The 24,331-nt window shown below is 70.6% G+C and carries 22 protein-coding genes and 1 tRNA gene; 10 read left to right on the forward strand and 13 right to left on the reverse strand.

Annotated elements, in window-relative coordinates:
* Positions 1-178: 178 nt before the first annotated feature.
* From galT to galK, 3 genes are read left to right on the forward strand one after another with little or no spacing between them, the layout of a single operon-like run.
* Positions 179-1,222: a galactose-1-phosphate uridylyltransferase gene (gene galT / locus ACZ6ZQ_RS05460; protein ID WP_469767328.1), complete on the forward strand. Its 1,044-nt coding sequence runs from the start codon at positions 179-181 to the stop codon at positions 1,220-1,222.
* Positions 1,219-2,232: a UDP-glucose 4-epimerase GalE gene (galE, locus tag ACZ6ZQ_RS05465; RefSeq protein ID WP_469767226.1), complete on the forward strand. Its 1,014-nt coding sequence runs from the start codon at positions 1,219-1,221 to the stop codon at positions 2,230-2,232. The genes galT and galE overlap by 4 nt, the downstream gene beginning before the upstream one ends.
* On the forward strand, positions 2,229-3,371 hold the full coding sequence (gene galK / locus ACZ6ZQ_RS05470; RefSeq protein WP_469767329.1) for a galactokinase: 1,143 nt from the start codon (positions 2,229-2,231) through the stop codon (positions 3,369-3,371). Before galE ends, galK begins: the two co-directional genes overlap by 4 nt.
* Positions 3,372-3,670: 299 nt before the next feature.
* On the opposite strand, the gene ACZ6ZQ_RS05475 is transcribed toward galK, so the two are convergent.
* A complete protein-coding gene (locus tag ACZ6ZQ_RS05475; RefSeq protein WP_469767227.1) occupies positions 3,671-4,117 on the reverse strand; it encodes a GNAT family N-acetyltransferase in 447 nt (148 codons plus the stop codon).
* Between the two features lie 212 nt (positions 4,118-4,329).
* On the opposite strand from ACZ6ZQ_RS05475, the gene ACZ6ZQ_RS05480 reads away from it, so the two are divergent.
* Positions 4,330-5,148 (forward strand): LuxR C-terminal-related transcriptional regulator, encoded by an 819-nt coding sequence (locus ACZ6ZQ_RS05480; RefSeq protein ID WP_469767228.1) that lies wholly within the window; start codon positions 4,330-4,332, stop codon positions 5,146-5,148.
* On the opposite strand, the gene tamR is transcribed toward ACZ6ZQ_RS05480, so the two are convergent.
* Entirely contained in the window at positions 5,107-5,604 is a 498-nt protein-coding gene (tamR, locus tag ACZ6ZQ_RS05485) for a MarR family transcriptional regulator TamR (RefSeq protein WP_469767229.1), read from the reverse strand. The two genes, ACZ6ZQ_RS05480 and tamR, sit on opposite strands and share 42 nt — an antisense overlap.
* Positions 5,605-5,735: 131 nt before the next feature.
* Between tamR and ACZ6ZQ_RS05490 the strand changes: the two genes are divergently transcribed.
* Both ACZ6ZQ_RS05490 and ACZ6ZQ_RS05495 read left to right on the forward strand, forming a co-directional pair.
* Positions 5,736-6,557, forward strand: coding sequence for a trans-aconitate 2-methyltransferase (locus ACZ6ZQ_RS05490; RefSeq protein WP_469767230.1), 822 nt, complete (start codon positions 5,736-5,738; stop codon positions 6,555-6,557).
* An 18-nt stretch (positions 6,558-6,575) separates the two neighbouring features.
* Positions 6,576-6,950 (forward strand): VOC family protein, encoded by a 375-nt coding sequence (locus ACZ6ZQ_RS05495; RefSeq protein WP_469767231.1) that lies wholly within the window; start codon positions 6,576-6,578, stop codon positions 6,948-6,950.
* A gap of 324 nt (positions 6,951-7,274) precedes the next feature.
* Here the strand turns inward: ACZ6ZQ_RS05495 and ACZ6ZQ_RS05500 are convergent, their stop codons facing one another.
* Together ACZ6ZQ_RS05500 and ACZ6ZQ_RS05505 are read right to left on the reverse strand one after the other, a co-directional pair.
* Positions 7,275-7,946: a TetR/AcrR family transcriptional regulator gene (locus ACZ6ZQ_RS05500; RefSeq protein ID WP_469767232.1), complete on the reverse strand. Its 672-nt coding sequence runs from the start codon at positions 7,944-7,946 to the stop codon at positions 7,275-7,277.
* Entirely contained in the window at positions 7,943-8,923 is a 981-nt protein-coding gene (locus ACZ6ZQ_RS05505) for an acyl-CoA desaturase (protein WP_469767233.1), read from the reverse strand. Before ACZ6ZQ_RS05505 ends, ACZ6ZQ_RS05500 begins: the two co-directional genes overlap by 4 nt.
* Before the next feature lie 217 nt (positions 8,924-9,140).
* Between ACZ6ZQ_RS05505 and ppc the strand changes: the two genes are divergently transcribed.
* Positions 9,141-11,870, forward strand: a complete 2,730-nt coding sequence (gene ppc / locus ACZ6ZQ_RS05510; protein ID WP_469767234.1) for a phosphoenolpyruvate carboxylase — start codon at positions 9,141-9,143, stop codon at positions 11,868-11,870.
* Positions 11,871-12,036: 166 nt separating this feature from the next.
* Here ppc and ACZ6ZQ_RS05515 read toward each other — a convergent pair whose 3' ends face one another.
* From ACZ6ZQ_RS05515 to ACZ6ZQ_RS05545, 7 genes are all read right to left on the reverse strand, one after another.
* Positions 12,037-12,720, reverse strand: a complete 684-nt coding sequence (locus ACZ6ZQ_RS05515) for an LPXTG cell wall anchor domain-containing protein (RefSeq protein WP_469767235.1) — start codon at positions 12,718-12,720, stop codon at positions 12,037-12,039.
* 222 nt (positions 12,721-12,942) lie between these two features.
* Complete coding sequence (locus ACZ6ZQ_RS05520) at positions 12,943-13,413, reverse strand: hypothetical protein (protein ID WP_469767236.1); 471 nt, start codon at positions 13,411-13,413, stop codon at positions 12,943-12,945.
* Between the two features lie 65 nt (positions 13,414-13,478).
* The gene (gene pth / locus ACZ6ZQ_RS05525) at positions 13,479-14,078 is read right to left on the reverse strand and encodes an aminoacyl-tRNA hydrolase (protein ID WP_469767237.1); all 600 of its coding nucleotides are present in this window, start codon (positions 14,076-14,078) and stop codon (positions 13,479-13,481) included.
* A 103-nt stretch (positions 14,079-14,181) separates the two neighbouring features.
* The gene (locus tag ACZ6ZQ_RS05530) at positions 14,182-14,787 is read right to left on the reverse strand and encodes a 50S ribosomal protein L25/general stress protein Ctc (RefSeq protein ID WP_469767238.1); all 606 of its coding nucleotides are present in this window, start codon (positions 14,785-14,787) and stop codon (positions 14,182-14,184) included.
* Positions 14,788-15,007: 220 nt separating this feature from the next.
* Positions 15,008-15,982, reverse strand: a complete 975-nt coding sequence (locus tag ACZ6ZQ_RS05535; RefSeq protein WP_469767239.1) for a ribose-phosphate diphosphokinase — start codon at positions 15,980-15,982, stop codon at positions 15,008-15,010.
* 117 nt (positions 15,983-16,099) lie between these two features.
* Entirely contained in the window at positions 16,100-17,548 is a 1,449-nt protein-coding gene (gene glmU, locus ACZ6ZQ_RS05540) for a bifunctional UDP-N-acetylglucosamine diphosphorylase/glucosamine-1-phosphate N-acetyltransferase GlmU (protein WP_469767240.1), read from the reverse strand.
* 118 nt (positions 17,549-17,666) lie between these two features.
* Positions 17,667-17,738, reverse strand: a tRNA-Gln gene (locus ACZ6ZQ_RS05545).
* Between the two features lie 211 nt (positions 17,739-17,949).
* Here ACZ6ZQ_RS05545 and ACZ6ZQ_RS05550 point away from each other — a divergent pair.
* Positions 17,950-19,266, forward strand: a complete 1,317-nt coding sequence (locus tag ACZ6ZQ_RS05550) for a sensor histidine kinase (RefSeq protein ID WP_469767241.1) — start codon at positions 17,950-17,952, stop codon at positions 19,264-19,266.
* A 30-nt stretch (positions 19,267-19,296) separates the two neighbouring features.
* On the opposite strand, the gene ACZ6ZQ_RS05555 is transcribed toward ACZ6ZQ_RS05550, so the two are convergent.
* Positions 19,297-19,791, reverse strand: coding sequence for an SUKH-3 domain-containing protein (locus tag ACZ6ZQ_RS05555; RefSeq protein WP_469767242.1), 495 nt, complete (start codon positions 19,789-19,791; stop codon positions 19,297-19,299).
* Positions 19,792-19,801: 10 nt separating this feature from the next.
* A complete protein-coding gene (locus ACZ6ZQ_RS05560) occupies positions 19,802-20,311 on the reverse strand; it encodes a YwqJ-related putative deaminase (protein ID WP_469767243.1) in 510 nt (169 codons plus the stop codon).
* Positions 20,312-20,564: 253 nt separating this feature from the next.
* Here ACZ6ZQ_RS05560 and ACZ6ZQ_RS05565 point away from each other — a divergent pair, with 253 nt between their 5' ends.
* Complete coding sequence (locus ACZ6ZQ_RS05565; protein WP_469767244.1) at positions 20,565-21,542, forward strand: SMI1/KNR4 family protein; 978 nt, start codon at positions 20,565-20,567, stop codon at positions 21,540-21,542.
* Positions 21,543-21,550: 8 nt separating this feature from the next.
* A complete protein-coding gene (locus ACZ6ZQ_RS05570; RefSeq protein WP_469767330.1) occupies positions 21,551-24,331 on the forward strand; it encodes an SUKH-4 family immunity protein in 2,781 nt (926 codons plus the stop codon).

Genomic DNA, 24,331 nt, shown 5'->3' on the forward strand with positions numbered 1-24,331 from the left:
CGCCGGCGCCGGGTGTGGATCAGGCTCGCTCCGGGCCCGGCCGGAGTCACACGACACCCTCCAAGTCCGACCATCCGAATCCAACGCGTTCACTCACACCGCAGTTGACGTCTCTGTTGGCTCATGGTTTGTTGTGTTCGGTTATGTTGGGTGGGTGGGAGTCATGGAGGCGCTCCGCGTGAAGAAGACGGTGACCAGGCTCGCAGACGGCCGAGAGCTGCTCTACTACGACTCCCGCGACGACGTCGTCCGCGACGCCGTCGACCTCCGGCCGCTGGACGCCACCGCCACCACCTCCGAGATCCGCCACGACCCGCTGCTCGGCGACGCCGTCGCGATCGCCTCCCACCGCCAGGGCCGTACGTACCACCCGCCCGCCGACGAATGCCCCCTCTGCCCCTCCCGGGACGGCAGGCTCAGCGAGATCCCGGAAAGCGACTACGACGTCGTCGTCTTCGAGAACCGCTTCCCCTCCCTCGCCGGGGACTCCGGCCGCTGCGAAGTCGTCTGCTTCACCCCCGACCACGACGCGTCCTTCGCCGGCCTCACCGAACAGCAGGCCGCGCTGGTCCTGGACGCCTGGACCGACCGCACCGCCGAGCTCGCCGGACTTCCCCAGGTCCGGCAGGTGTTCTGCTTCGAGAACCGGGGCGCCGAGATCGGAGTGACGCTCGGCCATCCGCACGGGCAGATCTACGCGTACCCCTTCGTCACTCCCCGCACCGCCCTCATGCAGCGCTCGGTCGCCGAGCACCTCGCCGCCACCGGCCGCAATCTCTTCGACGACACCGTCGAGCGTGAAATCGCCGACTCCGTCCGGGTGGTCCTGAAGGGCGAACACTGGGTCGCGTTCGTGCCCTACGCCGCCCACTGGCCTTACGAGGTACACCTCTACCCGCGGCGCCGGGTGCCGGACCTGCGGGCACTGGACGAGGCGGCGCGCACAGAGTTCCCACAGGTCTATCTGGAATTGTTGAGGCGCTTCGACCGGATCTTCGGCACGGACCAGCAGCCGACGCCGTACATCGCCGCCTGGCACCAGGCGCCGTTCGGTGACGTGTCGCGCGAGGAGTTCGCGCTGCACCTCGAGCTTTTCACCGTGCGCCGCACTTCCGGCAAGCTGAAGTTCCTCGCCGGTTCCGAGTCCGGCATGAACGTGTTCATCAACGATGTGCCGCCGGAGGCCGCGGCCCAGCGACTGCGAGAGGTGGCGAGCGCGTGAGCACTGCGCTTCACCGGGGGGCGACCCCCGGAACCCGGAAGTATCTGGTGACGGGCGGGGCCGGATACGTCGGCAGCGTGGTGGCCGCGCATCTGCTGGAGGCGGGGCACGAGGTGACCGTGCTCGACGATCTGTCCACGGGCTTCCGCGAGGGCGTCCCGGCGGGCGCCGAGTTCATCGAGGGCCGGATCCAGGACGCTGCCCGATGGCTGGACTCCTCGTACGACGGAGTCCTGCACTTCGCCGCGTTCTCGCAGGTCGGCGAGTCGGTCGTGGATCCCGAGAAGTACTGGGTCAACAACGTCGGCGGCACGACGGCGCTGCTCGCCGCGATGCGTTCCGCCGGGGTCCGCAGACTGGTCTTCTCGTCCACCGCGGCGACCTACGGAGAGCCCGTCTCCACCCCGATCAGGGAGACCGACCCGACCGCGCCGACCAGCCCGTACGGGGCCTCGAAGCTCGCCGTCGACCACATGATCAGCGGCGAGTGCGCCGCGCACGGTCTGGCCGCGGCCTCGCTGCGCTACTTCAACGTGGCGGGCGCGTACGGCAGCTCCGGTGAGCGCCACGACCCCGAATCGCACCTCATCCCGCTCGTGCTCCAGGTCGCCCTCGGCAGGCGCGAGGCGATCTCCGTCTTCGGCGACGACTACCCGACCCCGGACGGCACCTGTGTACGCGACTACATCCACGTCGCCGACCTGGCGGAGGCGCATCTGCTCGCCATGGACAAGGTCGTCCCCGGCGAGCATCTGATCTGCAACCTCGGCAACGGCAACGGCTTCTCCGTCCGCGAGGTCATCGAGACCGTCCGCAAGGTCACCGGGCATCCGGTCCCCGAGGTCGCCGCCGCCCGCCGCGGCGGCGACCCGGCCGTGCTGGTCGCCTCCGCCGCTGCTGCCCAGGAGCGGCTGGGCTGGACCCCGACGCGGGCGGACCTCGCGGGCATCGTGGCCGACGCGTGGGCGTTCGCGCGGGAGAGGGCGACGGACAGGGCGACGGAGAGGTGAGCGTCGCCGGGCAGTTCACGAAGCTGTACGGGTACGCCCCCGAGGGCGTCTGGGCGGCGCCGGGCCGGGTCAATCTGATCGGCGAGTACACCGACTTCAACGACGGCTTCGTGATGCCGCTCGCGCTGCCCCACACGGCGGTCGCGGCGGTCGCCCGCCGCACGGACGGGGTGCTCCGCGTCCACTCGGCGGACGTCACCCAGGGCGTGACCGAGCTGTCGGTCTCCGGTCTCGTACCGGGCTCCTGCTCCGGCTGGTCGGCGTACCCGGCGGGGGTGGTCTGGGCGCTGCGGGAGGCCGGGCACCCGGTCACCGGTGCCGACATCCACCTCGCCTCGACCGTGCCGACGGGCGCGGGACTGTCCTCCTCGGCGGCCCTGGAGGTCGTCACCGCGCTGGCCCTGAACGAGCTGTACGGGCTCGGCCTGCGCCGCGAGGAGCTCGCGCGACTGGCTCAGCGCGCCGAGAACGCGTTCGTCGGCGTCCCCTGCGGGATCATGGACCAGATGGCCTCGGCCTGCTGCACCGACGGCCACGCCCTCCACCTCGACACCCGTGATCTGAGCTGCCGCCAGGTCCCCTTCGACCTCGCCGCGCACGGTCTGGGGCTGCTGGTCGTCGACACACGCGTGAAGCACGCGCTCGACGACGGCGCGTATGCGCAGCGGCGCGCGGGGTGCGAGGAGGGTGCGCGGGCGCTGGGCGTGCGCACGCTGCGCGAAGTCCCGTACGTGCAACTGCTCGACGCCCTCGCGCGTTTGAACAACGCAACGGTTCGCCGGTACGTCCGCCATGTCGTCACCGACAACCACCGGGTCGAGCGGACGATCGCGCTCCTCGACGCGGGCGACATCCGCGCGGTCGGCCCGGTCCTCACCGAGGGCCACGCCTCGCTGCGGGACGATCTGGAGGTCTCCTGCCCGGAGTTGGACCTGGCCGTCTCCACAGCGGTCGCGGCGGGCGCGCTGGGAGCCCGCATGACCGGCGGCGGCTTCGGCGGCTCGGCGATCGTCCTGGTCGAATCGGCGGACGCGGACACGGTGACCAAGGCGGTCCACGAAGCCTTCGCGGCCGCGGGCCACACCACCCCGCGCATCTTCCCGGCGGTCCCTTCGGCCGGGGCGTACCGGGTCGGCTGAGCATCAGCCCGGCTTCTTCAGCAGGATGCTGTGCTTGTTCAGTGCGTTCCGCGCACGGGCGGTGACGCCCTCGCACCTCAGCCGAGCCTCTTCGTCAGAAGGCTGTGCTTGTTCAGTGCGCTCTGCGCACGGGCGGTGACGCCCTCGCACCTCAGCCGAGCCTCTTCGTCAGGATGCTGTGCTTGTTCAGTGCGCTCTGCGCACGGGCGGTGACGCCCTCGCACCTCAGCCGAGCCTCTTCGTCAGAAGGCTGTGCTTGTTCAGTGCGTTCCGCGCACGGGCGGTGAGGCCCTCGCACCTCAGCCGAGCCTCTTCGTCAGAAGGTATTCGGTGACGCCCGGTGGGTAGTCGGGGACCCGGCCGACGATCTCGTACCCGTGTTTCTTGTAGAACGCGGGCGCCTGGAAGTCCCAGGTCTCCAGGCGCGCGTACGCGCAGCCGCGGCCGATGCGCGCCTCACGTTCCGCCGCGGTGAGGAGCTGGGAGCCGAGGCCCGCGCCGCGGTGGGGGTCGTCGACCCAGAGCAGGTCGACATGGAGCCAGCGGGCCCAGGTACGGCCCGTCAGGCCCGCCGCCAGCTCACCCGTCGTCTCGTCCAGCACCCAGACCTGCAGCGGGACTTCGTCGTCGTGCGGGGTACCGGTCAGGGCGCGCATCGCCGGGGAGCGTCGTGCGTTCGTGGCCTCCAGCCGCTCGCCGAGCAGAGTGCGGCGTTCCTTGTCGACTTCTGTCTCAAATCGAAACATGGGGCACACCCTAAACACCCTGGCCAACCAGTTCTGCAAATATCCTTCCGCTCCCGGCCCCCGGCCTTACTCTGATGCACAGCACCGGTGGGGGCCGGTGCTGTTCAGGGGGCGAGACAGTCGGGTACGACGCCCGGGGCGGGGTAGCAGTCAAGCACGGCGGCGGCCGTGGGATTGCGTACCACCATTCCCGGGCGCCGTACCCGTGCTTCATGACCTCCGCCGGAAAACGCAGCCTGGGGGTGTCTGTGGTTCGTATCCGGGTTCTCGTGGTGGACGACCACCGGATCTTCGCCGAGTCCCTCGCCGCGGCGCTCGCCGCCGAGCCGGACGTGGAGGTCGCCGCGGCGGGCAGTGGCCCGGCAGCACTGCGCTGCCTCGAGCGCGCGGCGGCCGACGGCCGCAAGTTCGACGTCATGCTCATCGACGCCGATCTGGGCGCGGCGGTGGGGCCGGCGGCCCCGGTCGTCGCCCGCGCGGTCCCCGACAACGGGGACGGCTTCGTCGACGGCATCTCCCTGGTGGCCGGGGTCCGTTCGGCCCGGCCCGCGGTCCGCACGGTCGTCCTCGCCGAGAAGGACGACCCGCGCCGCGCCGCGCTCTCGCTCCAGGCGGGCGCCTCGGGCTGGGTGGCCAAGGACTGCTCGCTGCAGCGGCTGCTCACGGTGATCCGCGGGGTGCTGCGCGACGAGACACATCTGCCGCCCGCGCTGCTCACCGGCGTTCTGCGGGAGCTGACCGCCGCGCGCAAGCACCGCACCGAGAGCGAGCGGCTCGTCGAGTCGCTCACCCCGCGCGAGCGCGAGGTGCTGCGCTGCATGGTGGCAGGCCTCGGCCGCAAGGCGGTCGCCGAGCGCCTCTTCCTCTCCCCGCACACGGTCCGCACGCATATGCAGAACGTGCTGGGCAAGCTGGGCGTGCACTCCACCCTCGCCGCGGTGGCGCTGGCGCGCCGGGCCGGCGTCGGACCTGCCGAGCTCGGCAGGTCCTCAGCCGGGGATGTTGTCGAACGGGGCGGTCAACTGGCGTAGCAGTCCGGCCAGTTCATTACGCTGGGCCCGGGAGAGCTCCGAGAGGATGGCGCGCTCCTGGGCGAGCAGCCCGGCGAGCGCCTGATCGGCGCGGTCGCGGCCTTCGGAAGTGAGCCGCACCAACACCCCGCGCCGGTCGCTCGGATCGGGCAGCCGCTCGACCAGACCCTTCTTCGTGAGCCTGTCGATGCGGTTGGTCATCGTGCCCGAGGTGACCAGGGTCTGGGTGAGGAGCTGGCCGGGGGACAGCTGGTAGGGCGCGCCCGCGCGCCGCAGCGACGTCAGTACGTCGAATTCCCAGGGCTCCAGATTGTGCTCGGAGAACGCGAGCCGACGCGCGCGGTCGAGATGCCGCGCCAGCCTCGAGACGCGGCTGAGCACCTCGAGTGGTTCCACGTCGAGGTCGGGGCGCTCGCGGCGCCACGCAGCAACCAGTCGATCGACCTCGTCCTCCATGACGATCAGTGTAAATGGTCTGTCGACGTGAAGTCTCTTGACGTCAAGATATATTTCGCTGGACTATTGGGCATGGTCGGGCCGGAACCCTGTTCCGGTTCCGGAAAACGTTCCAGCAAGGGGGCTCGAGCATGCATTCCGTTCCAACCTGGGATCCACAGCAGTACCTCCGGCACTCAGGCCATCGCACCCGTCCGTTCCTGGATCTACTCGCCCGAATACCGGATCTGCCTCAAGGAGGACGGCCGGCCCGGATCGCCGACATCGGCTGCGGGCCGGGCAACGTCACCATCCTGCTGGCCGACCGCTGGCCGGACGCCCGTATCACCGGATTCGACCTCTCACCCGAAATGCTCGCCCTCGCCGACAAGGAGTACGCGGGCACCACCTCGGGCGGCGGCTGGCTCGATTTCCGTCCTGCCGACGCCGCGCACTGGACACCGGACGAGCCGTACGACCTCATCGTCTCCAACGCGGCACTTCAATGGGTGCCCAACCACCCCGAATCCTTCTCCACCTGGATCGACGGCCTGGCACCCGGCGGCACCTTCGCCTTCCAGGTCCCCGGCAACTTCGCCTCACCCAGCCACGCGCTGCTCGGCGAACTGTGCGACACCCCGCAGTGGCGCGACCGTCTGAGCGGCCAGGGCCGCCGTTTCGTCCACGTCCTGGAACCCGCCGACTACCTCCTGCGTCTCGCCGACCTCGGCTGTGTGACGGACACCTGGGAAACGACGTACCTCCAGCTGCTCACCGGCGAGGACCCCGTCCTCGACTGGGTGAAGGGCACCGCGCTCCGCCCGGTCCTCACCGCCCTCGAAAGGGACGGCGAGGCCACCGAGGAATTCCTCAGCCAGTACCGCGATCTGCTCCGCAAGGCCTATCCGCCCGGGCCGCACGGCACGGTGTTCCCGTTCCGCCGCATCTTCGCCGTGGCCCGCAAACCGCTGTAGAGGCAGAGGGGGAAACAGGTGCTGACCGCACTCGACCACGTCCAGCTCGCCGCGCCACCGGGCTCGGAGGCCACCCTGCGCGCCTACTACGCCGACGCCCTCGGCATGACCGAGATCCCCAAGCCCCCGGCCCTCGCCGCCAACGGCGGCTGCTGGTTCACGGCCGGGGCCGTGCAGCTCCACGTCGGCATCCAGAGTGACTTCCGCCCCGCGAAGAAGGCCCATCCCGGCCTGCGTGTCAGCGGCATCGAGGCGTATGCCGACCGCCTCGCATCCCACGGGGCCGAGGTCGTCCGGGACCACGACCTCCCGGGCCACCGGCGCTTCTTCTCCGAGGACCCGGTCGGCAACCGGCTGGAGTTCCTGGAGCCCGACCCCGAGTCGGCGCCATGATCGGTTTAGGCCGTGTTTGAGAACTCCCGCCTGGCTCGCGACGCCTGGCACGCACTCCCCCGTAGCCCTTCGGGCACGGGAGGTGCCCCCACGCTGCGTTGTCGGAGTCATCCACGTACGTCCAGTACGAGGATGATCTCCCCCAGAGCTGCGCCTGGGAGGTGCCCCACCGCCTTGCGATTGCAGGCACCGGACGCCGCGAGCCCCGCCCTACGGGCGGACGGCGCTAGTTCTCAAACACGGCCTAACCGACCGGTCGGCGACCGGTCCGTCTCGTCGCGGCGACCGGACCGACCGCCGACCGGGTCATGCGTGCCCGCGGGCTCAGCTCTTGCGGTGCCCTATCAGCCGCGGCTTCGGCTCCAGACCGTCCAGGCCGTGCCACGCAAGATTCACCAGATGCGCCGCGACCTCCGCCTTCTTCGGCTTGCGGGCGTCCAGCCACCACTGGCCGGTCAGCGCGACCATCCCCACCAGTGCCTGCGCGTACAGCGGAGCCAGCTTCGGATCGAAGCCGCGGGCCTTGAACTCCAGGCCCAGGATGTCCTCGACCTGCGTGGCGATATCGCTGATCAGCGAAGCGAACGTGCCCGTGGACTGGGCGACCGGCGAGTCACGGACCAGGATGCGGAACCCGTCCGTGTACGTCTCGATGTAGTCGAGCAGGGCGAACGCAGCCTGCTCCAGCAGCTCACGCGGATGACCCGCGGTCAGGGCCCCGGTCACCATGTCGAGGAGCTGACGCATCTCCCGGTCCACCACGACCGCGTACAGACCTTCCTTGCCGCCGAAGTGCTCGTACACCACCGGCTTGGAGACCCCGGCCTTCGCCGCGATCTCCTCCACCGACGTGCCCTCGAAGCCTTTCTCGGCGAAGAGCGTGCGGCCGATGTCGAGCAGTTGCTGGCGGCGCTCCGCCCCGGTCATCCGGACCCTGCGCCCACGCCGGGGCCTGTCGCTGCTGCTACTGCCGTCGATCGCCACGTCCTCAATCATGCCGCCTCCGCGGCCTCCGTCCTGCGCCGGGCGTCGATCCGGTCCGCGCTCGGCCAGCGCACGTCGTACGCCCAGCCCGCCAGCTCGAACCAGCGGATCAGCCGGGCGCTGGAGTCGATCTGCCCACGCATCACGCCGTGCCGCGCGCTCGTCGGGTCCGCGTGGTGCAGGTTGTGCCAGGACTCGCCGCACGACAGCACCGCCAGCCACCACACGTTGCCCGAGCGGTCACGCGACTTGAAGGGGCGCTTGCCCACGGCGTGGCAGATCGAGTTGATCGACCATGTGACGTGGTGCAGCAGCGCGACCCGGACCAGCGAGCCCCAGAAGAACGCCGTGAACGCGCCCCACCAGGACATCGTCACCAGACCGCCGACCAGCGGCGGGATCGCCAGCGAGACGATCGTCCAGTAGACGAACTGGCGGGAGACCGCCCGGATCGCCGGGTCCTTGATCAGATCCGGCGCGTACTTGTGCTGCGGCGTCTGCTCCTCGTCGAACAGCCAGCCGATGTGCGCCCACCACAGGCCCTTCATCAGCGCCGGGACCGTCTCGCCGAAGCGCCACGGCGAATGCGGGTCACCCTCGGCGTCCGAGAACTTGTGATGCTTGCGGTGATCCGCCACCCAGCGGACCAGCGGGCCCTCCACGGCCAGCGAACCCATGACCGCGAGCGCGATCCGCAGCGGACGCTTCGCCTTGAAGGAGCCATGCGTGAAATAGCGGTGGAAACCGATCGTGATGCCATGGCAACCGATGAAGTACATCGCCACCATCAGGCCGAGGTCGAGCCAGCTCACGCCCCAGCCCCAGGCCAGCGGCACCGCCGCGAGCAGGGCGAGGAAGGGCACCGTGATGAACAGCAGCAGGGCGATCTGCTCGATCGAACGCTTCTTGTCGCCGCCGAGCGTGGCGGAGGGCAGGTCGGATGGTGACGGCTTCCGGGCGTCGTCGATCACATCGGGGCTTGTGGTCATGGGGTGTCCCCTGTGGGGTGAGAGGTGTGTCCGATCCGTAAGGCTACGGATCCGTAACCTACGGCGTCGTAAGTATGGCAGCGCGAAGCCTCGCGGCAAGAGGGCTGTGGACAACGGCGCGTGAACGGACACCTATCCTGGGTGTCGTCGGACAGCGCGGTCCGCAAGCCTCCAGAAAACCTCCAGACGTGCTCAAACACTGCAAGGAGCCGCACCTGTGAGCAGTGCCGACCAGACCTCATCCGCCAGCGTGGAGCTGCGCTCCGACATCCGCCGACTGGGCGATCTCCTGGGTGAAACCCTCGTACGGCAAGAAGGCCCCGAGCTCCTGGAGCTCGTCGAACGCGTTCGCGCCCTCACCCGTACGGACGGCGAAGCCGCCGCCGCGCTGCTGGGAGACACCGACCTGGAGACCGCAGCGAAGCTCGTACGTGCGTTCTCCACCTATTTCCATCTTGCCAACGTCACCGAGCAGGTGCACCGCGGACGCGAGCTGCGCGAGCGCCGCGCCGCCGAGGGCGGACTGCTCTCCCGCACCGCCGACATGCTCAAGGAAGCCGACCCCGAGCATCTGCGCGAGACGGTCCGGCACCTGAACGTCCGGCCCGTGTTCACGGCGCACCCCACCGAGGCCGCACGCCGGTCCGTGCTGAACAAGCTCCGGCGCATCGCCGAGCTGCTGGAGACCCCGGTCATCGCCGGCGACCGGCGCCGGCACGACCTGCGGCTCGCCGAGAACATCGACCTCGTCTGGCAGACCGACGAGCTGCGCGTCGTACGCCCCGAGCCGGCGGACGAGGCCCGCAACGCCATCTACTACCTCGACGAGCTCCACGCGGGGGCGGTCGGCGACGTCCTGGAGGACCTCGCCGCCGAGCTGGAGCGCGTCGGCGTCGAGCTGCCGCCCGGCACCCGGCCCCTCACCTTCGGCACCTGGATCGGCGGCGACCGCGACGGCAACCCCAACGTCACCCCGGACGTCACCCGTGAGGTGCTGATCCTCCAGCACGAGCACGGCATCACCGACGCCCTGGAAGCCATCGACTCGCTGCGCGGACTGCTGTCCAACTCGATCAGGTACGCAGGGGCCACCGAGGAACTCCTCGGCTCCCTCCAGAGCGACCTGGAGTGCCTCCCCGAGATCAGCCCCCGCTACAAGCGCCTCAACGCAGAAGAGCCGTACCGCCTCAAGGCCACCTGCATCCGCCAGAAGCTCGTCAACACGCGCGAGCGCCTCGCCAAGGGCACGGCCCACGAGAACGGCCGCGACTACCTCGGCACGGCCGAGCTCCTCCACGACCTGGAACTGATCCAGACGTCACTGCGCGAGCACCGCGGCGGACTGTTCGCCGACGGCCGCCTCGACCGTACGATCCGCACGCTCGCCGCCTTCGGACTGCAGCTCGCGACGATGGACGTACGCGAGCACGCCGACGCCCACCACCACGCGCTCGGCCAGCTCTTCGACCGGCTCGGCGAGGAGTCCTGGCGCTACGCCGACATGCCCCGCGACTACCGGCAGAAGCTGCTCGCCAAGGAACTCCGCTCGCGGCGGCCGCTCGCCCCGACGCCCGCGCCGCTGGACGCCGCCGGAGCCAGGACCCTCGGCGTCTTCCACACCGTGAAGGAAGCCTTCGAACGCTTCGGGCCCGAGGTCATCGAGTCGTACATCATCTCGATGTGCCAGGGCGCCGACGATGTCTTCGCGGCCGCCGTGCTCGCCCGCGAGGCCGGGCTGATCGATCTGCACGCCGGCTGGGCGAAGATCGGCATCGTGCCGCTGCTGGAGACCACCGACGAGCTGAAGGCCGCGGACGTCATCCTCGACGGAATGCTCGCCGACCCCTCGTACCGCCGTCTCGTCTCGCTGCGCGGCGACGTCCAGGAGGTCATGCTCGGCTACTCCGACTCCTCCAAGTTCGGCGGCATCACCACCTCGCAGTGGGAGATCCACCGGGCACAGCGGAGGCTGAGGGATGTCGCTCACCGCTACGGAGTTCGCCTGAGGCTGTTCCACGGCCGCGGGGGGACGGTCGGCCGCGGCGGCGGCCCTTCGCACGACGCGATCCTCGCGCAGCCCTGGGGCACGCTGGAGGGCGAGATCAAGGTGACCGAGCAGGGCGAGGTCATCTCCGACAAGTACCTGATCCCGTCCCTGGCCAGGGAGAACCTCGAACTGACCGTCGCCGCCACACTGCAGGCATCCGCCCTGCACACCGCGCCGCGGCAGTCCGACGAGGCGCTCGCACGCTGGGACGCCGCGATGGACACGGTCTCGGACGCGGCACACTCCGCGTACCGGCGCCTCGTGGAGGACCCCGACCTGCCCGCGTACTTCTTCGCCTCCACACCCGTCGACCAGCTCGCCGACCTGCACCTGGGCTCGCGGCCCTCGCGCCGCCCCGACAGCGGGGCGGGCCTGGACGGACTGCGGGCCATCCCGTGGGTCTTCGGCTGGACCCAGTCACGGCAGATCGTGCCGGGATGGTTCGGCGTCGGATCCGGACTGCGCGCCGTGCGCGAGGCGGGGCCCGACTCCGTCCTGGAGGAGATGTACGAGCAGTGGCACTTCTTCCGGAACTTCATCTCGAACGTGGAGATGACACTGGCCAAGACGGACCTGCGGATCGCCCGGCACTACGTGGACACGCTGGTGCCGGACGAGCTGAAGCACGTCTTCGACGACATCGAGGCGGAGCACGAGCTGACAGTGCGTGAGGTGCTCCGGGTCACGGGCGGTGAGCAGCTGCTCGACTCCAACCCGGTGCTTCAGCAGACCTTCGCGATCAGGGACGCGTACCTGGACCCGATCTCCTACCTCCAGGTCGCCCTGCTGGCCCGGCAGCGCTCCGCCGCGGAGCGCGGCGAGGCCGCCGACCCGCTGCTGTCACGAGCCCTGCTCCTGACGGTCAACGGCGTCGCGGCGGGCCTCCGCAACACGGGCTGACACCCGGCCCCACTCGAACACCGCCGGCCGGCGCCGTGAGGCGCCGGCCGGCGGTGTTCCCGGGCTCCGAAGGAATTCCGGGGCTACGCCCCGGCTCCCCGCCGCGCCCCGGCAGGGCTTCGCCCCAGCCGGGGCGGCTGGGGCGCGCCAGGAGTCCCGTCGGCCATCAGTGCTGCTGCTGGGCCTTGCGGCGGCGCATCACCAGGTAGCCGCCGCCCGCGACGAGAGCAGCCGCGACCGCCGAGAGCGCGCCCACGGGTGCGCTCGAACCGGTCTCGGCGAGGTCTCCGGAGTCGCCCTTCACGGACGGAGCCGGGGTGGGCCGGTCGTCCGCGGGCGTGGAGGGCGCCTCGTCCACCGGGGTGGACGGCTCGGCCGAGGGCTCGTCGCCCGGCTTGTCACCGGGCTTGTCACCGGGCTTGTCGCCCGGCTTGGTGTCCTCGGACGCGCAGTCGGTCCAGAACACCTTGTGCTTGGCGCTGCCGTGCTCGCCGTCGAAGTTCCAGAACAGCTTGTAGTGGCCGTCGGGGAGGGACAGGTCCGCGGTCCGGCTGTGGCCGGAGCCGTCGAGCGTCAGCGAACCGGACTCGACCTCCTCGCCCTTGACGCCGGCGGTCGGGGCCCAGACCTCGATACGCCAGTCGACCTGCTGACCGGCGTCGAATCCGAAGGCGTCGAGGTAGAAGGTGCAGACGTGCGGCTCGTTCTTGCGGAGTTCTTCGCCGGTCTTGGCGTCGTGGATCTTCACGGTGCCGTTGTCGCCGGACGGGGTGGCGAGCGCGGAAGGGGCGAGCAGCAGCGAGCAGACCGCGGCCGTCACCACCGCGCCGGTGGAAGTGAGCATGCGCATGGGCAGTCCAACAGGGGAGAAGAGGGATGCAGTGGGGGGCGGCTCAGCTTCCTGTCGGCTCGGCCGGGTCGTCAATACGCGGGGTGACGCATCCGCCCCAAGCGCTGCCAATTGCCCCAATGGTCCCTTGTAACGATCCAGTGAATGCGCCGTTCCGGCAGCGGGCCAGGGCGGGTCGGCAGGGCGGTTTCGGCAAGGGAGTGCGGCACCGGCCCCGGCGGATCAGAGCGCGAAGAACGCGCCCAGCAACAGCGCTCCGCCCGCCGCTGCCGTCGCCCAGGCCGTGCGGGTCATACGGAGGCCGCCGCCGATGACGCAGGCAGCCAGGAGGAGCGCGCCGCCGAAGGGGAGCCAGGCGTGGAGCGCGCCGGACCAGCCGGTGCGGACGACCTCGTCGGTGCCGGGCTTCACGACGACCTGGAGCGTGGCGCCCTTGGTGACGGCGACCGACCGCTCGATGACCATGCCCTTGCGTGCGGCGTCGGGGCCCTCGGGGTCGAACGGCCCCGTGCAGGTCTTCTCGCCGCAGCTGGCGACAGTGAGCGTGCCGTGCTCGCGGCCCTTGGCGAGCACGACGTGCTGGGCCGTGGCCCAGGACGACCAGACTCCGGCGACGAGCAGCAGCAGGGCGACCAGGAGCATGGCCACACGGCGGCCGTGGTCGAGCATCCGGCCGGAGGAGTTCCGCTTCATGGGGCGCGATCCTTCGGCAATCGACCGCGCTCGGTCAACCTTTGACCAGTGGTTCGTCGGGGTTGTCAGGAGTTGTACGCGCTCTGCGCCCGCTCCAGCCCCTCCGTCACCAGACACTCCACCGAGTCCGCCGCCCGGTCCACGAAGTAATCCAGCTCCTTGCGCTCCGCCGACGAGAAGTCCTTCAGCACGAAGTCGGCGACCTGCATCCGCCCCGGCGGACGACCGATCCCGAACCGCACCCGGTGATAGTCCGCGCCCATCGCCTTCGTCATCGACTTCAGACCGTTGTGCCCGTTGTCCCCGCCGCCCAGCTTCAGCCGCAGAACGCCGTAGTCGATGTCCAGCTCGTCATGGACCGCAACGATGCGTGCCGTCGGAACCTTGTAGAAATCCCGCAGCGCCGTCACCGGACCGCCCGACAGATTCATGTACGACATGGGCTTGGCGAGAACGACCCGCCGGCTCGCCGGCCCGGGCGAACCGATCCGGCCCTCGACGACCTGCGCCTGCGCCTTCGTCGCCCGCTTGAACTTCCCGCCCACGCGCTCGGCGAGCAGATCGGCCACCATGAACCCCACGTTGTGGCGGTTCGCCGCATAATCCGGCCCCGGATTACCGAGCCCCACGATCAGCCAAGGGGCGTTGGCGTCGTCCGTCGTCATGTCCGTCGCGTCTCCTCGCGTACCCGTACTCGTACCCGCATACCTACAGCAAACGGGGTGGCGGGCCGCGTGGCCCGCCACCCCGTCAAGCAGAGCGTACGGCTCAGGCCTCGGTGGCCTCGGCGGCCTCGCCCTCGGCAGCCTCCTCGCCCTCGGCCGTCGGCTCCTCGGCCTGCGCGGCCAGGACCTGCAGCACGACAGCGTCCTCCTCGACGGCCAGGGTCACGCCGTTCGGCAGCGCGACGTCCTTGGCGAGAACGGAGGCACCGGCCTCCAGGCCCTCGACGGAGACGGTGAAGGACTCGGGGATGTGGGTGGCCTCGGCCTCGACCGGCAGCGCGTTGAGAACGTGCTCCAGCAGGTTGCCGCCCGGGGCCAGCTCGCCCTCGGTGGCCACCGGAACCTCGACCGTGACCTTCTCGCCGCGCTTCACCAGCAGCAGGTCGACGTGCTCCAGGTAGCCCTTCAGCGGGTCACGCTGCACGGACTTCGGGATCGCCAGCTCCGTCTTGCCCTCGATGTCCAGCGACAGCAGAACGTTCGGGGTACGCAGGGCGAGCAGCAGGTCGTGACCCGGCAGCGTGAGGTGGATCGGGTCGACGCCGTGGCCGTACAGAACACCCGGAACCTTGTTGTCGCGGCGGATGCGGCGCGCGGCACCCTTGCCGAACTCGGTACGGGTCTCGGTGGCGAGCTTCACCTCGGACATATGCACTCCTCGTATGTGGTGACGAACAGGAACGGTCACCCGGCCACGACTGGCCTGCTACGAAGAGCGCGTCGATAACGGACCGCCGTACAAACGAGTACGGCCTCCCTCGCCGAGCAACTTCGACAGTGTACTCGGCGGGGAGGCCGCCCCAGAAATCGATCTAGTGCCGCGACAGGGCAAAGCTTGCCGGGAGGGGCACTAGCCGGCGCCGGCTATCTCACTGCTCCTCGAAGAGGCTCGTCACCGAACCGTCCTCGAAGACCTCACGCACCGCACGCGCGATCGTCGGAGCGATCGACAGGACCGTGATCTTGTCGAGCTCCAGATTGTTCGGGTCGGGCAGCGTGTTCGTGAACACGAACTCACTCACCTTGGAGTTCTTCAGCCGGTCCGCCGCCGGACCGGACAGCACACCGTGCGTCGCCGTCACGATGACGTCCTCCGCGCCGTGCGCGAACAGCGCGTCCGCGGCCGCACAGATCGTGCCACCGGTGTCGATCATGTCGTCGACCAGGACACAGACCCGGCCCTCGACATTGCCGACCACCTCATGGACGGTGACCTGGTTCGCCACGTCCTTGTCACGGCGCTTGTGCACGATCGCCAGCGGAGCGTCCAGCCGGTCGCACCAGCGGTCGGCCACACGCACACGGCCGGCGTCCGGGGACACCACCGTCAGCTTCGAACGGTCGACCTTCGCACCCACGTAGTCCGCCAGCAGCGGCAGCGCGAAGAGGTGGTCCACCGGGCCGTCGAAGAAGCCCTGGATCTGATCCGTGTGCAGATCCACCGTGAGGATGCGGTCGGCACCCGCGGTCTTCATCAGATCCGCGACCAGACGCGCCGAGATCGGCTCCCGGCCACGGTGCTTCTTGTCCTGACGGGCATAGCCGTAGAACGGGACGATCACAGTGATGCTCCGGGCCGAGGCCCGCTTGAGAGCATCGAGCATGATCAACTGCTCCATGATCCACTTGTTGATCGGAGCCGTGTGGCTCTGGATCAGAAAGCAGTCCGCGCCACGCGCCGACTCCTGGAAGCGGACGTAGATCTCACCGTTCGCGAAGTCGAAAGCCTTGGTCGGCACGAGACCGACACCCAGCTGATGTGCGACCTCTTCGGCCAGCTCGGGGTGGGCGCGGCCGGAGAAGAGCATCAGCTTCTTCTCGCCGGTCGTCTTGATCCCGGTCACAGCACTGTCTCCTCAGACGTGTTTCTCTGCCGCTGATCCGCCCGTCCCTGGTGCGGCGAGCCAGCCGAATCGTGTGCACGTATCACGGTACGCCGAGATTGACGCACCTGTTTCCGGTCAGCCCTCGGCGTCGACCTGCCTGCCCGCCTCCGCGGCAGCCTGCGCCGCCGCACTTCCCGGACGCTTACGAGCCACCCAACCCTCGATATTCCGCTGCTGGCCACGGGCCACAGCAAGCGAACCGGGCGGCACATCCTTGGTGATGACGGAGCCCGCCGCGGTGTACGCGCCGTCCCCGACTGTGACAGGAGCAACAAACATGTTGTCCGAGCCCGTCTTGCAGTGGGACCCGATCGTCGTGTGGTGCTTCGCCTCGCCGTCGTAGTTCACGAAGACGCTCGCGGCGCCGATGTTCGTGTACTCGCCGATCGTCGCGTCACCCACGTACGACAGGTGCGGAACCTTCGTGCCCTCGCCGATCGTGGCGTTCTTCATCTCCACGTACGTACCCGCCTTGGCCTTCAGACCGAGCTTCGTACCCGGGCGGAGATAGGCGTACGGGCCGACGGACGCCGACTCGCCGATCACCGCGCCCTCGGCCACCGTGTTGTCGACCCGGGCGCCCCTGCCGACGGTCGTGTCCCTCAGCCGGGTGTTCGGGCCGACCTCGGCGTCCTCCGCGACATGCGTGGCGCCCAGCAGCTGCGTACCCGGGTGGATCACCGCGTCCCGCTCGAACGTCACCGTCACGTCGACAAGCACCGACGCCGGATCGACGACCGTCACGCCGGCCATCATGGCCCGCTCCAGCAGCCGCTCGTTCAGCAGCCCGCGGGCCTCCGCGAGCTGCACACGGTTGTTGATGCCCAGGATCTCCCGGTGATCACCCGCGACCGAGGCCCCGACCCGGTGCCCCGCCTCGCGCAGGATCCCGAGCACATCGGTGAGGTACTCCTCGCCCTGGCTGTTGTCCGTACGCACCTTGCCCAGCGCATCCGCGAGCAGCTGCCCGTCGAACGCGAACACCCCGGAGTTGATCTCGCTGATCGCCCGCTCGGCCTCGGTCGCGTCCTTGTGCTCCACGATCGCGGTGACCGCACCCGTCGCCGCGTCCCGCACGATCCGGCCGTAGCCGGTGGAATCCGGGACCTCGGCCGTCAGCACGGTCACGGCATTCCCGTCGGCGGCGTGCGTCGCGGTGAGTGCCGCCAGCGTCTCACCGGAAAGAAGGGGAGTGTCTCCGCAGACGACCACCACGGTGCCCTCGGGTGCCCGCCCGAGCTCCTCGAGCGCCATACGGACGGCGTGCCCCGTCCCGTTCTGCTCGGCCTGGAACGCCGTGCGCGTACCGGCGTAGTGGGTGGCGAGATGCTCCTTGACCTGCTCACTCGCGTGACCGACGACCACGACCAGCTGCTCGGGCTCCAGCTCACGGGCGGCGGACACGACATGTCCGACGAGCGAGCGCCCGGCGATTTCATGCAGGACCTTGGGAGTCTTCGACTTCATGCGGGTGCCCTCACCCGCTGCGAGGACGACGACGGCGGCCGGGCGGTTGGCGCTCACGGGAATGCCCTTCGGCTTCGATGCTTCGGGTGGGGGACACCCGAAGGATACCGGCACGTTTCAGGGGTGAAATGAGGGCGGGTCCTGACCGTGGAGGTCAGGACCCGGAAAGCGACGGCTCCCCCGCCAGGACTCGAACCCGGACATAAGGCACCAAAAGCCTCAGTGCTGCCAATTACACCACAGGGGATGAAATCCAACGACAACGGACACTTGGTCAGTCCGCCGGACCGGCACCCAACACTATGCCGTACCAAGCCCCTTCCGTGCGACGGTAGAGATCGGCGCTCTGGGTGACGCGCTGCTCGTCCTGCGCGGCACGCACACGGGCGAGACCCGCGCGCACGAGTGCGCGCACAGTCGCCGGAAAATCGGTCGCGCGCTTCCGTAGGCTGGGAGACATGACCACAACGGGGGCACACCAGGACGCTGCGGGCGGGGACGCCCGGGCCTGGCTGTGGTGGGGGCGGCGGCGCAGTGTCGTGTTGGACGTCGGGCTCGCGCTCGTGTCCGCGGTGGAGTGTGCGCTGGAGGGGGTCCGGTTCGCGGACACGGCGGCGTTGCCGGTGGCGTTCGGGGTGGTCTTCGGGCTGATCGCCGGGTCGACGCTGGTGCTGCGGCGGCGGTGGCCGGTCGGTGTGGTGCTCGTCTCGATCGCGATCACGCCGGCCGAGATGGGTTTCCTGATGGGGATCGTCGGGCTCTACACGCTCGCGGCCTCGGAGGCGCCCCGTCGGATCATCGCCGCGTTGGCCGGGATGTCGCTGGTGGGGACGTTGATCGTCACCTTTGTGAGGACCCAGCAGGACGTGGTCTCCGCGGACTTCGATCCGGGGCCCTGGTACGTGCCGGTCGTGTCCGTCGTGATGTCGATCGGGCTGACCGCGCCGCCGTTGCTGCTCGGTCTGTATGTCGGGGCGCGGCGGCGGCTGATGGAGAGCTTGCGGGAGCGGGCCGACAGCCTGGAGCAGGAGTTGTCGCTGCTGGCGGACCGTGCGGAGCAGCGGGCGCAGTGGGCGCGTACGGAGGAGCGGACGCGGATCGCGCGCGAGATGCATGACGTGGTCGCGCACCGGGTGAGTCTGATGGTGGTGCATGCGGCGGCGTTGCAGGCGGTGGCGCTGAAGGATCCGCAGAAGGCGGTGCGGAACGCGGCGCTGGTCGGCGACATGGGCCGGCAGGCGTTGACGGAGCTGCGGGAGATGCTCGGGGTGCTGCGGGCCGGTGACGAGGTCGCGGCGAGGGCGGCGGAGCCGGTGCCGTTGGCGGCGGTCGGGGTGGCCGCGGCCGCTGCCGCCGCTGCGGCGGCGGGGGACGGTCCTTCGCTGGCGGATCTGGAGCCGCTGGTGGAGCAGTCCCGGCAGGCGGGGATGGCCGTGGAGCTGACGGTGCACGGCGAGATGCGGGTGTACCGGCCGGAGGTCGAGCAGACGGCCTTCCGGGTGGTGCAGGAGGCGTTGACGAACGTGCACAAGCATGCGGCGGGTGCGAAGACGTGGGTCCGGGTCGCTCATCGTGAGGCGGAGATCGCGATGCAGGTGGAGAACGGTCCGTCGGAGCGTGGTGCGGCGGATGCGGGTCTGCCGAGTGGGGGGAACGGTCTGGTGGGAATGCGGGAGCGGGTGTCGGCGCTGGGCGGGGTGTTCGTGTCGGGTCCGACGGACGCGGGTGGGTTCCGGGTCTCCGCGGTGCTGCCGATGGACGTGCCGGCGGCGTAGGGCCTGTCTCCCGGATCTTGCCGGGCTGTCTCAGGATGTCGTCAGTCGTGCCGGCTGGGCGCCGGTGACCAGTGTGATGAGGGCCTGGTCCAGGTCCGGGCCGAGGTACCAGTCGCCGGTGTGGTCGAGGCTGTAGACGCGGCCTTCGGCGTCGATGGCGAGGACGGCCTGGGCGTTGCCCTCTTCTCCGAGGGGGGCGATTTCGGTGTCGAGGGCTCGTCCGAGGTCGCCGAGGGTGCGGGCGAGGTGGAGTCCGGCGAGCGGGTCGAAGCGTACGGTTGTGGGCGCCGTCTGCCGGCCGGGGCCGGGTGGGGCGAGGAGGAGCGTGCCGAATTCGGCCCAGGCTTCGACCGCGGCGGGGAAGACGGCGTGCCGGTGGCCGCCGGGTGAGACGTGGGAGCGCAGGGCGTCGGCCCAGTGTTCGGCCTGTTTGATGTCCCAGCGGCCCGGCTGCCAGCCCGCGTCGCGCAGGGCGGCGTCGACGGCGACGGGGAAGCGGGTGGTGCTGAGGGGGTGGTCGGGCATGGGTGTGCGTTCAGCCGTTCTCGGTCTGGGTCGGGTCGACGGTACGGACGTTGAAGTGGGCGAGCATCGCCGTACAGGAGCGGCAGGGTGCGGCGTAGCTGCCGTGGAGGGGGTCGCCGTCCTCGCGGATGCGCCGGGCGGTGAGTTTGGCGTGTTTGAGGGAGCGGCGTACCTCGCCCTGGGTGAGGGGTTTGCGCTGCGCGCGTTTGGAGCGGGCGGCGTCGGTGGCGGTGACGTGGCGGGAGAGCAGGATCGCTTCGGGGCAGCGGCCGGTGAAGCGCTCCCGCTGGCCGCTGGTGAGGGTGTCGAGGAAGTCCTGGACGAGGGGGTGCAGCAGGGGTGGCTGGTCGCCCTTGGCGGCGGTGCAGGTGAGGGTTTCGCCGCGCACGGAGAGTGCTGCGGCCACGGTTGGCAGGATTCCGTCGCGGCGGAAGCGGAGTGCGGGCGGGCGGCCGTCGGCCTCCGCGCTGCTCCAGCTGAGCCTGGGGTCACCTGTTGTGCCTGATGGTGCCGTGTGCATCGTGCTGTTGTCCCTCCCGTGCCCGCGGCGTCAGCCGCTGATGGACACTGCCCCCGAGTTGCTGGGACAGCCTGCCAAATGGGGCGGCAGGTAAGGAAGCGGGGTGACTGAAACGTGCAGCTGTGTCGTGCTGCCTTCGGCTCAGGGTCACATGGGAGTGACGGTTCGTTACGGAAGTGGAGGGGCGGTACTCGCTGTTGCCGCACCGCATAGGCTGTGGTGAACCAGCCAGACGCAGCAGGGGGCAACCGCCATGACGACAGGTCGGCTCGGGCAGCAAGCCGCGCCACCGAACGCGGCCTACGCCGGGCAGGTCGTGCACTTCCCGGACCCGGTCAGGGCCGCTCGTCACCCCATGGGTGTACGAGTGGATGAGAACGGCTTTCCGGACTTCTCGCCGTATGCGCGTGCCGCCGCGGAGATCGCCGAACCCCCTGAGGGTTTCGGTGTCGACGAACTGCGGCTCACCGACTACGTATCGGCGAACGCGGCGCTGCACGCCGACGGTCATGAGCTGTGGGACACCATCCCGGCGGTGGCGACGCCGCACGGCTGGACGTGGCACCACGCCGCGGGCGGCCGCCGGCTGGAGCTGGTGCCGGTCGAGGTGAAGGCGCTGCTGCGCCATCACGGCGGTATGGCGACGACCGCGGTCGATCACGCCAAGCGGGGTACGCGTCCGCTGCAGGAGACCCGGCCCGCGCACTTCGGCCTGCCCAAGGGGGCGGTGTCGGTGACCGAGCAGCAACTGCTGGGTGTGGAGGAGGACTTGGGGTACCGTCTGCCGGGCGCGTACCGCTCCTTCCTGAAGGCGGCGGGCGGGTGCGCGCCGGTGGGGGCCGCGCTCGACGCGGAGTTGGGTCTGCTGGTCGACCAGCCGTTCTTCACGGTGCGTGAGGAGGCAGCGGTCAATGACCTCGTGTATGTCAACAAGTGTCTGCGGGACCATCTGACGAAGGACTATCTGGGCGTCGGTTTCGTCCAGGGCGGGCTGCTGGCGGTCAAGGTCCGGGGCGGCGATGTCGGTTCGGTGTGGTTCTGCGCGTACGACGACGCCCGCGACCGGGACGGCTGGACGGTCGCCGAGCGTGTGGAGCGGCTGTTGCTGCCGTGCGGCGAGGACTTCGACGTGTTCCTGTCCCGGCTGGCGGGCAATCCGCCCGAGCTGGAGACCGTGGCGAACCTGATGGTGGACGGCGGCTTCGCGCGCGCCGTTCCGGTGGGGGAGTGAGCTTCTCGATGGTGACCTTCGCGCAGGCGCAGGAGCGCGCGGAAGAGTGGGTCAACGGCGATGTGCCCGCGTATCAGCATCGTGAGGTGCGGGTGCGGGAGTTCGAGCTGGGCTTCGTGGTGTGGGCGGAGGACCGTGCTGGGGGTACCTCCCATGCCGAAGGCTATGGGGGAGGTCCGACGTCGGACGGCGGACGGCAGCGGCTGGTGATCGCCCGGGACAGCGGGGAGGCCACGCTGTGGCCGGGGTTGCCGGTGGGTGAGGTGATCCGTCGTTACGAGGAGGAGTACGGCACTCCGGACGTGGCGGCGGCGCCGGTCGTGGCGCAGCCGGAGCGGATCGATCTGAACCAGACGTCGTTCCTGCTGAGTCCGCCGGAGTGGCTGCAGGACGCGGCGGACAAGCTGGGCATTGCGGACCAGCGCACGGGTGCTGGTGCCGGTGCGAGCGCGGGTGCCGGTGAATCTCCGGCGGGCGCGGGCCCGGTGGCAGGCTCGCCGGCGGCGGCTTCGGCGGGTGCCGATGTGCCCGGTGGTGGTACCGCTGGTCGTGGCTCGCACGTCGGCGGTGATGCCTGGCCGGGCTCGGCGGCTCCCGCTTCCGCACCGACGCCCGAGGCCTCCCCGGCCCCGGCGGCCGGTGGCCCGTCGCAGGGTGTCCCGACCGCAGGCGCCGGCGCGGATTCCTCTCCCGCGGCTCCCGCACCTTCCGCGGGTCCCGCACCCTCCGTGCCTTCCGTACCTTCCGTGCCTGCGCCGTCGACGCCGGCGGCCGGCTGGCCTGCCGCCGGCGGTGGCGACTACGAGCCCACCGCCTCCGACGGGGTGCCCGCGGCGCCCGGGGAGGGGACTCCGTGGGCCGGGACCGACACGAATGCCCCGGCGGAGGACGGTTCCGTGCCGTTGCCGGCGACGGTGTTCGCTCCGCCGCTGGCCGGTTCGGACGAGGACGACACCCCGCCGCCGGCGGTGGGTGCGGACGCGCCGACCGCGCTGATGTCGGGCGGCAGCCAGCTGCCGCGTACCGCCGTTGCCCCCGCGCTCGACCCGCAGGTGCCAGGACCGCAGGTGCCGGGGCCGCAGCCGTCGGCCGGTGACATCGCCGACGCCGCGACCAGCAAGGCCGTGCTGCCGCCGCGTGCTTCGCGCGGCGGCGGTCCGACGACTCCGCCGCCGCCCGGCGCGCCCGGTGTCCCCGGCGCCCGGCCCGGCACCGGGCAGCCGCCGTCGGGCCCGGCGAGCACGCCGCCGCCCGGCGCTCCGGCGGGCGGGTACGTACCGACGCAGCTGGTCTCGCAGCTCGGCCCGGACGGACCGCAGCCGCCGCAGGCCCCGCCGGCCGCTCCCGGTACGCCGCCCGGCGGTGTGCATCACGCCGCGACGATGCTGGCGGGCCCGGGTCAGGTCGGTCCGGGTGCTCCCCAGCCGCCCGGTCCGCCGGGTGCTCCGAACGCTCCGCAGCCGCCCGGCCCTCCTGGTGCTCCTGGTGCTCCCGGTACGCCGCCCGGCGGTGTGCACCATGCTGCGACGATGCTGGCGGGCCCGGGTCAGGTCGGTCCGGCTGCGCCCCAGCCGCCCGGTCCGCCGGGTGCTCCGAACGCTCCGCAGCCGCCCGGCCCTCCTGGTGCTCCTGGTGCTCCCGGTACGCCGCCCGGCGGTGTGCACCATGCTGCGACGATGCTGGCCGGACCCGGCCAGGTCCCGCCGCCGCAGGCTCCGCAGCCTCCGGGTCCCCCGGGACCGGCACCGCAGGGACTGGCGCCGCAGGGACCGCCGCCCGCCTACGGCTATCCGCAGCAGCAGCCGCCGGCCGGTGTGCCGACCGTCGGCCCCGGCTACCAGGCTGTGCTGCGCTACCGCGCGCCCGACGGTTCCGAGCAGCAGCTCATCCGCCGCTCGGCGCCCGGCACGCCGCACCCGGAGTGGCAGATCTTCCATGAGCTGCGCGGGATGAACGTCCCCAACGACCAGGTGCTGGAGCTCCACACCGAGCTGGAGTCCTGTGAGCTGCCCGGTGGTTACTGCGCCCGGATGATCCGGGAGACCTGGCCGCAGGCGCGGATCACCAACATCGCCCCGTACGGCAAGGACCACGCCAGCCGGCAGGGTGGCATGCAGCAGCTCCTCACCCACCAGGGCGAGTTGCACCAGGTCGCGGACGGCCCGGCACGCCCCGCGCCGGTGCGTGCTCCGGTGCAGCCGGTGCAGCCGGCGTCGCCGGTGCCCCCGGAGGGCATCGCTCAGGAGCTGGCGGGGGCGTTCGGACCGCAGGGCATCTGCCGGTTCGACCAGCGGGCGGTGTCCCGTCAGGGCGTGCCGGAGGTGGTGGCGCGCACCCTGGTGTGGGCGGGTCTGCCGGCCGACTTCGGGCCGTTCTTCTGGGCGCAGCCGGCTCAGCCGGTGGTGCCGACCCTGGCCGAACTGGCCGCACAGCGGCAGGTCCAGCCGGCGTCGGACGCCGGTTCGTATCTGGTCGTGGGCAGCGACTTCGGCCGGGCGATCTGTGTCCAGTACGGCACGGCACAGATCGTGGCGGTGCCGGTGGAGGGCGGGCCCGGCGGGCAGCCGATGCCGCCGCAGTTCGTGAACAGCGGGCTGCCGGAGTTCACCCGCTGCCTGGCGCTGCTCGGCCGGATGTGGCGGCTGCGCTTCGGGCTCAACCCGGAGCAGGCGGGCCGCTGGACGGTCGACTTCCAGTCGCAGCTCGCGGCGCTCGATCCGGCGGCGCTGTCGTCGCCGGAGAGCTGGTGGTCGGTGCTTCTGGAGCAGATGTGGGACGGCCTGATCTGA

The organism is Streptomyces sp. NPDC053673 (assembly GCF_055585225.1).